Here is a 7,670-nt window from a genome sequence, read left to right as displayed (position 1 = left end):
GATCGACGGCGTCCTCGAGGCCGCCGTCCGCGACGGCGCGTTCCCGGGGGGCGCGGTGGCCGTGGGTCGCGATGGGGTCCTGCTGCGCCTTCGCGGGTACGGAACCCTCACGCCCGGCGGAAGCCGCGTGACGCCGGAGACGGCGTACGACCTCGCCTCGCTGACCAAGGTCGTCGGCACCACGGCCGCAGCCATGCAGCTCGTTGAGGACGGAGAGCTCGACCTCGATGCCGAGGTCGTTCAGTATCTCCCGCGCTACCGAGGACTCGGCAAAGAGTTCGTCACGGTGCGGCAGCTCTTGGAGCACTCGGCAGGTCATCGAGCGTGGTACCCGTTCCACGCGAACGATCGCCTGGACCGGCGCGCCGCCCTCGACTTCATCTATGCCGACACGCTTCGGTATCCGCCCGGCACGCGGTCGAGGTACAGCGACTTCGACATGATCGTTCTGGGAGAAGTCCTCGAGGCCGTGGCAGAGAGACCTCTCGATCAGTTGCTCGACGAGCAGGTCTTCGCCCCCTTAGGCATGAACCAGACAGGGTTCCGTGAGGTGGGAGTCGTCGACCCAGCCGCCGCCCCGACCGAGACCGATTCGTTTTGGCGCGGCCGGACCCTCCAGGGCGAGGTCCACGACGAGGCCGCCTCGGTATTCGGAGGCGTCGCAGGCCACGCGGGACTGTTCTCGAACGCGTCCGACTTATCCCGATTCGCGTTCGTGCTGTCGAACGGTGGCCGCGGATATGGAACTCGACTTTTCCACCGCGCCACGCTGGACAGCTTCACGAGGCACGTCCGCCTCCGTAGCACCTATCCCACGGCGCTCGGCTGGATGGTCAACGCTGGTCGCGGCAACACCTCCGCGGGCGCCCTCAGCGCTCGAGCCTTTGGCCACACCGGTTTCACCGGCACCTCGATCTGGATCGACCCCGAGACGCGCTTGTTCGTGGTGCTGCTCACGAACCGCGTCCACCCAACTCGTCGCAACCGACAGATCCGAGACGTCCGAACGTCCCTCGCCAACGAGGTCGCCAACGCCGTCCGAACGCCGTCCGGCATGGCGCACACCGCGTGGGGATTCGGCCCGGTCCCCGACGACCTCGCCGTCACTCGGTAGGAACACCTCACAGTCCCCCTCTATGCCCACGTACGAGTACCGCCGACCCGACGGAACCACCTTCGAGGTCTTCCAGAAGATCTCCGCGCCAGCCTTGACCGAGGACCCGGATACCGGCGTGCCCGTCAAGCGAGTCATCTCCGGAGGTGCTGGCCTCCAGTTCAAGGGCGACGGATTCTACCTGACCGACTACGTCCGCAAGGACTCGGGCTCGGAAGAGGCCAAGGGCGAGCCGTCCTCGACGTCGGAGTCGAGCACAAAGAAGGAATCGGCCTCGTCGACCGAGTCTTCGTCCTCGACGGAGAGTTCCACGGGCACGACCTCGAGTTCGTCGGACGACTAGCTAGCGCAGCCGTCTCGCCCTCGAGGACGAGGTCGTTCAGTAACTCTCGGCCTCACTCGGGAACGCTCCGAGCCGAACGTCCTCGACGTACCGGCCGACGGCGTCTACGACGGCCTCCCCCAGGTCGGCATAATGACGCACGAACCGGGGGTTGAAGTCCTTTGTCAGACCTAGAAGGTCGTGCGTGACGAGCACCTGACCGCTGCAGCCGACACCCGCTCCAATGCCGATCGTCGGGATGTCGACGCTTTGTGTTAGTTCCACCGCGAGCTCGGACGGGATCTTCTCGAGGACGACTCCGAACACGCCCGCTTTAGCGAGCCGCTTAAGGTCGCGCCGGATCGAGTCGGCCTCGTCGTTGTCCCTAGCGCGGACTCGATAGGTCCCGAATTTGTAGATGCTCTGCGGCGTGAGCCCGAGGTGCCCCATCACGGGAATCCCGGCCTCGAGGATACGCTTGACGGACTCGAGGACGGTAGCCCCGCCTTCCAGCTTCACCGCGTGCGCGCCGGTCTCCTTCATCACGCGGATGGCAGATCGCAGCGCCTCCCGGCTCGAGCCCTGGTAGGCACCAAACGGAAGGTCGACGACGACCAAGGCTCTCTGCACGCCCCGAACCACGCACTGCGCGTGGTAGATCATCTGGTCCAACGTGATCGGCAGCGTCGTCTCGTGGCCGGCCATCACGTTCGAGGCCGAGTCCCCCACCAGCAGGACATCCACCCCCGCCTCGTCTAGCAACCGCGCCGACGTGTAGTCGTACGCCGTGAGCATCGCGATGGGCGTCTCTTCGTCCCGCATCGCCAGGAGGGTCTGCGTGGTGACGCGCTTTGCGGCGGTCGTCGAGGACGAGGTGACGGTTTCGGTGCTCATGGCCCAAGGAAAAACGGAGGAGGGCGCCACCTGCTTCGAGATGGCGCCCTCCACAGACGTCCGACCGGACGGTCTAGTTGCCGATGCTCGGAGCTTCGACCGGTGCCGCCTGAGCAGAGGGTGTCCCGATCGGTGCCATGTTAGGATCGACCCCAAGACGGGTCATGATCGGAACCGTGAGGTCCTCGACGCGCTCGCTTCGGTAGAGGAATACTGGAGCGTTGTTGGCGACCGTCGGGAGGATCAGGTCGTACCCGCCGCTCTCGGCCTCGGCACGGATCGCCTCGTCGATCTGGTTTAAAACGGGTTGGAGGAGCCGCGCCTCGGTGTAGCTCAGGTATTGGAGGCCCTGAACCTCGGCCTGCTCGACCTGGCCTTGCAGTTGAACGATCTCCTGCTGCCGCTGAAAGCGAGCCTCGTCGGTCGCGATCGGGCTCTGGTCAAACGTTTGATATTCCTCGACGCGGGTGCGGAGCACTTGCTGCAGAGAGTCTTGGATCACCCGGACCCTGGTACCGACGGCTTGCTGCTGCTGCTGGAGCTGCTGCTGAACGTCGGCGAACGCCTGCATCCGAATCACGATCTGGTCCGTGTCGACGAACCCGACCTTGACTGGCTGGGCGATGGCAGCTGAGCCCATGAGGGCGAATGCCAATAGAGGTAGGAAACGGGAAGTCATGCGTATTGGGAAGGAAAGATCAACGAGCGCCCGGTGCCGCGGCACCGACGCCGACGCCGAGCTCGAGGAGCACGGCATCTGTGAGGTCAAAGCGGGAACGTGTGTAGAGGAAGACATAGTCCCCGGCACGGTCGAACACGTAGTCGTAGTCACCTTCTTCGGCGACGATTTCTACGGCCGCCAACAATCGCTCTTGGGCAGGGCGGAGCTGGGTCTGTTGTTCACGAAATAGCTCGCCCTGCGGGCCGAAGTAGCGAGCACGAAGGGCGTCGCGTTCTTGGCGCTTTGCTTCGATCGCTTGGAGCTGCCGTGTCCGCTCCTCCTCCGTGAAGAGGATCTCGCGCGCAGCGAACTCATCGGACATCCGCTCGACCTCCCGCCCGGCCTCCTCGACCTCCGTCTGCCACAGGCTGGCTTGTCGCTCGAGCGCCTGCTGGGCCGACTGAAACTCCGGCATCTGAGACAGAATCCTGTCGGAGTCGATGTATCCGATTTGCTGCTGGGCGAGCCCGGCAGGAGCGAGGATCAACGCGATGAGGAGGACGAGGGACGAACGCATGGCGGCGGAGGGAGAGTGAGACGGGAGCCTTATCGGCCGCCCAACGAGAACTGGAACCGCCACTGCGGCTCAGCTTCTCCCAAGTTGTCGCCCGGAAAGGGCGTAAACGAGTCAATCTGGTACCCCATCGTCAAGTCGACCAATCCAAGGATCGGCAAGAACAGACGTGCGCCGGCTCCAGCGGACCTGAAGAGACGTGCCGGGTCGTAATCGTCGAACGAGTCGTAGGTGTTAGCAGCGTCGGCGAACAGGTACGGAGCGAACGAAAGCTGAGGGGTCTGCAGAAGGAGGATCCCGAGCTCCGCTTCGTACTTGTTCAAGATCCGGCCGCCAACCGGCTCACCGTTCAGCCGCGGCCCGATGGCCTGCAGCGGGTAGCCTCGCAGGTAAACGAGGTCGCGACCAAACCCCCGCCCTGCGCCAGACCGGCCACTGGCCTCGAGCGGCGTGCCGCCGATCAAGTAGCGCTGGAACTGAACGTCGTCGCCGGTGAGCGAGCCGATGTACCCGAACTGGGTTCGAACGCTGGCCGTCAGCCGGCCGACGACCGGCGTGTAGAACGCCGTCTGAAAGTCCGTCTTGTGGTACTGGATAAAGTCTCCGATCGGCGGCGCGACCGTGAACGTGAGCCCCAAGCTCGATCCACTCTGCGGGAAGGTCGGGTTGTCGAGCGCGTTACGAGTCAGAGATTGACTTAGAGTCAGCTCCTGGCTGATGCCTTCCGGGAGTACCGGGCTGTTCAGGTTCTCGACGTCGTAGAACTTGTAGCCGATGTTGGTGCCCGTCGAGAAAAAGTCGTCCGGCCACTTGAGGCGCTGGCGGTAGAAGACCCGAGCCGAGGCCAAGCCGTACTGCGCCGCCTCGCTCCTAAATCGGGAGAAGTCGACGTTCTGGTACGAGAGGGAGAAGCCGACAGGCGTCGGGCGTCCTCGAAACCACGGCTCGGTGAACGACAGCGAATAGACCTGCTGCTGCGTGCCGTAGGTCTGAACCTGGAGCGAGAGCTGCTGTCCGTCACCTGTCGGCATTCCGCCCTTGAATCCTTGGGCGAGGTTCTGGATCGAGAAGTTGTTGAACGTGACCCGTGCGGTCAGAATCAGACCCACGTTGCCTCCACCGTAGCCACCCGAAAGCTCGAGTTGGTCGGACGAGATCTCCGACAGGTTGTAGACCAGGTCGACCGTCCTCGAGTTGTCGTCGACCGAGATCGAGGGACCAGCACCGAAGCTGGCAGGGTCGAAGTAGTTGAGCGTCGCGAGCTCACGAACGCTCCTCTCAATCGCGACCTGGCTGTAGGTCTGACCCGGGACGGTGCGCAGCTCACGCCGAATCACGTGCTCCTTGGTCCGCGTGTTGCCCGCGATTCGAACCTCTCCGAACTCGTAGACCTCGCCCTCCGTGATCTCAAAGAAGAGGTCGAGCGAGTCGCCGGGCGCCTCGATCACCTCCTGGTCGATGCGGAACGTCAGGTAGCCCTGGTCCCGGTACAGGGACGAGATGTCGGACTTGTCCTCGGAATAGACGAGGCCGAGGCTCTGGTCGAGTCGCGACCGGTCGTAGACGTCGCCTCCGTTGACGCCGAGCGCAAACTGGAGTTGGTCGTCGGTGTAGACCGTGTTGCCCTCGAAAACGATGTCGCGGACGTGGTACAGCGGCCCTTCGTCGATCTCGACCTCGACGATCAGGTCCTCGTTCCCATCCTCGCTCGTCGTTGTGTAGACGGAGTCACGGACGACGCGAGCACCGAAGTAGCCGCGGTCGTTGTAGAACCGGACGAGCGAGTTGAGGTCCTCTTGGAACCCAGAGTCGTCGAACGTCTCCCGCTTCCAAAAGCGCCACCACCGGCGCTCGCGCGTGTTCTTGAACTGGCGACCGAGCGAGTTATCGGAGAAGGCCTCGTTGCCAAAGAACCGCAGGTCCGTCACCGTCAGGCGATCGCCTTTGTCCACGTCGTAGCGGACCGTGACACGCCCGTCGTCCCCGACGGCTCGGGCGACCTCGATGGTGGGAGACCGGTACCCGCTCTCGCGCAGGAGCTCTCGAATGGCGATTCGGCCGCGCTCGACATCGGCCTCGCGGACCGCTCGGCCTCGAAGCAAGGGGATTTGGGGACGTACGTCGTCACGCTCCGACGACTTGAGGCCCTCGATCTCGAACAGCGCCAGCCGGGGCTCCTCGACGACCTTGATGGTCAGGAACACGCCGTCCCCAGCGACCTCCGTCGCCTCGATCTCGACGTCCGAGTACCCTCCCCGAGCGTAGAGACGACGGACAGCCTCGGCGAACTGCGGATCCCATGGCAACTGCACATCGGTGCCAGGGCGTAGCTCGCTGATGGACCGGACCAGGGCTTGGCCTCCTTCGTCAGAAGCGCCCTCAACCGTCACAGATAGAATCTGGTAGCGCTGCAGAGCCTGCGAGGGCGCGGCGGGGGCCTGAGCCACGGCGGCTAGGGGAGCCAGGACGAGGGCAGCGAGAGCGAAAACGCGCACAGAGCGATTCTTTGGTTGCGAGCGCGGCGGTGGTCCACCGACGGAAACAGCGAAGGTACCGGGCTCTCTCTGGTGGGTCGGCTGAGAGAGCGCGAAAAGAGCCCAAGACGGTCCAAGGCGCACGGCGGTCGAACGGAGCCCCCGACCGCTTATTGCAAGTGCGCGCTCCTCTGCCCTATCTCCCGGCCTTCGAATGTGGCGATGCCGACCTCGAGGTCGGTCAGCTCTCGTCCGCCACGCGGCCGTACCGGCGCTCTCGGTCTTGGTAGCTCTGCACGGCGCGGTACAGCTCCTCCCGACGGAAGGCCGGCCACATCAAGTCCGTGACGAACAGCTCGGTGTAGGCCACCTGCCACAGCAGGAAATTGCTCAGGCGCATCTCGCCGGCGGTCCGCACGAGGAGGTCGGGGTCCGGCAAGCCGCGCGTCAAGAGGGACTCGGTGACCAACTCTTCGGTGACGTCGGCAGCGTCGAGACGCCCGGCCTGCGCCTCGGCGACGAGCGAGCGCACGGCCTCGGTGATCTCCCATCGAGAGCCGTAGCTCAGCGCCAGCGTCAGCGTCATACGGTCGTTGCCGGCCGTCAGGTCGAAGGCCTCTCGAAGCTCCCGCTGCCCTCGAGGCGGCAACCTCTCGAGGTCGCCGATCGCGTGGAGACGGATCCCATTCTTGTGCAGGCGCTCGGCCTCCTTGCGCAGCGTGCGAACGAGCAGTTCCATCAGGGCCGTCACCTCGGCCGCAGGACGGTGCCAGTTCTCGGTCGAAAACGTGTACAGCGTCAGGTGCTCGACGCCAATTTGGGCGCAGGCTTCGGTGATATCCCGGACGGAGATGACCCCTTCGTGATGGCCCTTGACGCGCGTCTTGCCGCGCTGCCGAGCCCAACGACCGTTGCCGTCCATGATGCACGCGATGTGGCCCGGAATGGGACCACGAGCCTTGAGCGCGCCTTGGAGCGCACGGTCGGCGTCCGTCTGAGCGACAGAGGTGAGCTGAACCGGCGTATCGAGGAGCGGAGTCGCCATGCCAGAAGGTAGCCCGGGAGCCAGCAACGCTCGCGGGAGGTCTCGCTAACCAGGGTCTCCCCTGGGCCGCGCCCTCGAGGGCGAGCCGTCCTCGAGGGCGGACTAGCCGAACCAGCGGACGGCGTCGTTAAAGATCACGAACACCATGAGCGCGAGGATCAGCGCGACGCCGACCTGCTGAACGACCATCCGCACCTTGAGCGACGGCTCACGGCGGACGACGGCCTCGTAGGCGAGGAACACCAGGTGACCGCCATCGAGGGCGGGGATCGGCAGGATGTTGAACACGGCCAGGGCGATCGAGAGGTAGGCGACGAACTCCCAGAACTGGCGGGCGCCGCGGTCGGCGGCTTCCTTGGACTGCTTCGCGATCATCAGCGGGCCGCCCACGTTGTCGCGCACGCTTTCGCGCCCCGTGAACAGCTTGCCGATGAAGGCGAACGTCCCGGTCGTGGTCGCGGTCGCCCTCGAGGCGCCGACGGCGATGGCCTGGAGAGGACCGAGCGTGTCGATTCGCTGGCCGACCGCCGTCCCGTCGAGACCGACCCCCAGCTGGTACCGCTCGCCCGCGGCGCGGGGCGCGATG

At 65.0% G+C, this 7,670-nt stretch carries 8 protein-coding genes; 2 read left to right on the top strand and 6 right to left on the bottom strand.

Features of this window, described 5'->3' with window-relative positions; genetic code table 11:
- Positions 1–1,114: serine hydrolase domain-containing protein (locus WBA11_RS06425; RefSeq protein ID WP_424519879.1), on the top strand; the 1,114-nt coding region annotated here is incomplete at its 5' end.
- Positions 1,115–1,136: 22 nt separating this feature from the next.
- Positions 1,137–1,457 (top strand): FmdB family zinc ribbon protein, encoded by a 321-nt coding sequence (locus tag WBA11_RS06420; protein ID WP_424519878.1) that lies wholly within the window; start codon positions 1,137–1,139, stop codon positions 1,455–1,457.
- 36 nt (positions 1,458–1,493) lie between these two features.
- Here the strand turns inward: WBA11_RS06420 and panB are convergent, their stop codons facing one another.
- The 6 genes from panB to WBA11_RS06390 form a co-directional block, all read right to left on the bottom strand.
- The gene (gene panB, locus WBA11_RS06415) at positions 1,494–2,330 is read right to left on the bottom strand and encodes a 3-methyl-2-oxobutanoate hydroxymethyltransferase (protein ID WP_424519877.1); all 837 of its coding nucleotides are present in this window, start codon (positions 2,328–2,330) and stop codon (positions 1,494–1,496) included.
- Between the two features lie 73 nt (positions 2,331–2,403).
- Positions 2,404–3,009 (bottom strand): OmpH family outer membrane protein, encoded by a 606-nt coding sequence (locus WBA11_RS06410; protein WP_424519876.1) that lies wholly within the window; start codon positions 3,007–3,009, stop codon positions 2,404–2,406.
- Positions 3,010–3,028: 19 nt separating this feature from the next.
- Entirely contained in the window at positions 3,029–3,568 is a 540-nt protein-coding gene (locus tag WBA11_RS06405) for an OmpH family outer membrane protein (protein ID WP_424519875.1), read from the bottom strand.
- Between the two features lie 29 nt (positions 3,569–3,597).
- On the bottom strand, positions 3,598–6,012 hold the full coding sequence (gene bamA / locus WBA11_RS06400) for an outer membrane protein assembly factor BamA (RefSeq protein ID WP_424519874.1): 2,415 nt from the start codon (positions 6,010–6,012) through the stop codon (positions 3,598–3,600).
- 268 nt (positions 6,013–6,280) lie between these two features.
- Positions 6,281–7,084: an isoprenyl transferase gene (locus WBA11_RS06395; RefSeq protein WP_424519873.1), complete on the bottom strand. Its 804-nt coding sequence runs from the start codon at positions 7,082–7,084 to the stop codon at positions 6,281–6,283.
- Positions 7,085–7,186: 102 nt separating this feature from the next.
- A partial coding sequence (locus tag WBA11_RS06390; RefSeq protein WP_424519872.1) for a site-2 protease family protein occupies positions 7,187–7,670 on the bottom strand: 484 nt, incomplete at its 5' end.

The sequence above is a fragment of the Rubrivirga sp. genome (genome assembly GCF_049648075.1).
In the GTDB taxonomy this organism is placed as follows: domain Bacteria; phylum Bacteroidota; class Rhodothermia; order Rhodothermales; family Rubricoccaceae; genus Rubrivirga.
This window is presented reverse-complemented; position numbering and strand designations above follow the sequence as displayed.

Excerpts from the sequence above, each read along its gene's own strand:
- WBA11_RS06420 (WP_424519878.1), top strand. The coding sequence starts at position 1,137 with ATGCCCACGTACGAGTACCGCCGACCCGACGGAACCACCTTCGAGGTC.
- panB (WP_424519877.1), bottom strand. The coding sequence starts at position 2,330 with ATGAGCACCGAAACCGTCACCTCGTCCTCGACGACCGCCGCAAAGCGC.
- WBA11_RS06410 (WP_424519876.1), bottom strand. The coding sequence starts at position 3,009 with ATGACTTCCCGTTTCCTACCTCTATTGGCATTCGCCCTCATGGGCTCA.
- WBA11_RS06405 (WP_424519875.1), bottom strand. The coding sequence starts at position 3,568 with ATGCGTTCGTCCCTCGTCCTCCTCATCGCGTTGATCCTCGCTCCTGCC.
- WBA11_RS06395 (WP_424519873.1), bottom strand. The coding sequence starts at position 7,084 with ATGGCGACTCCGCTCCTCGATACGCCGGTTCAGCTCACCTCTGTCGCT.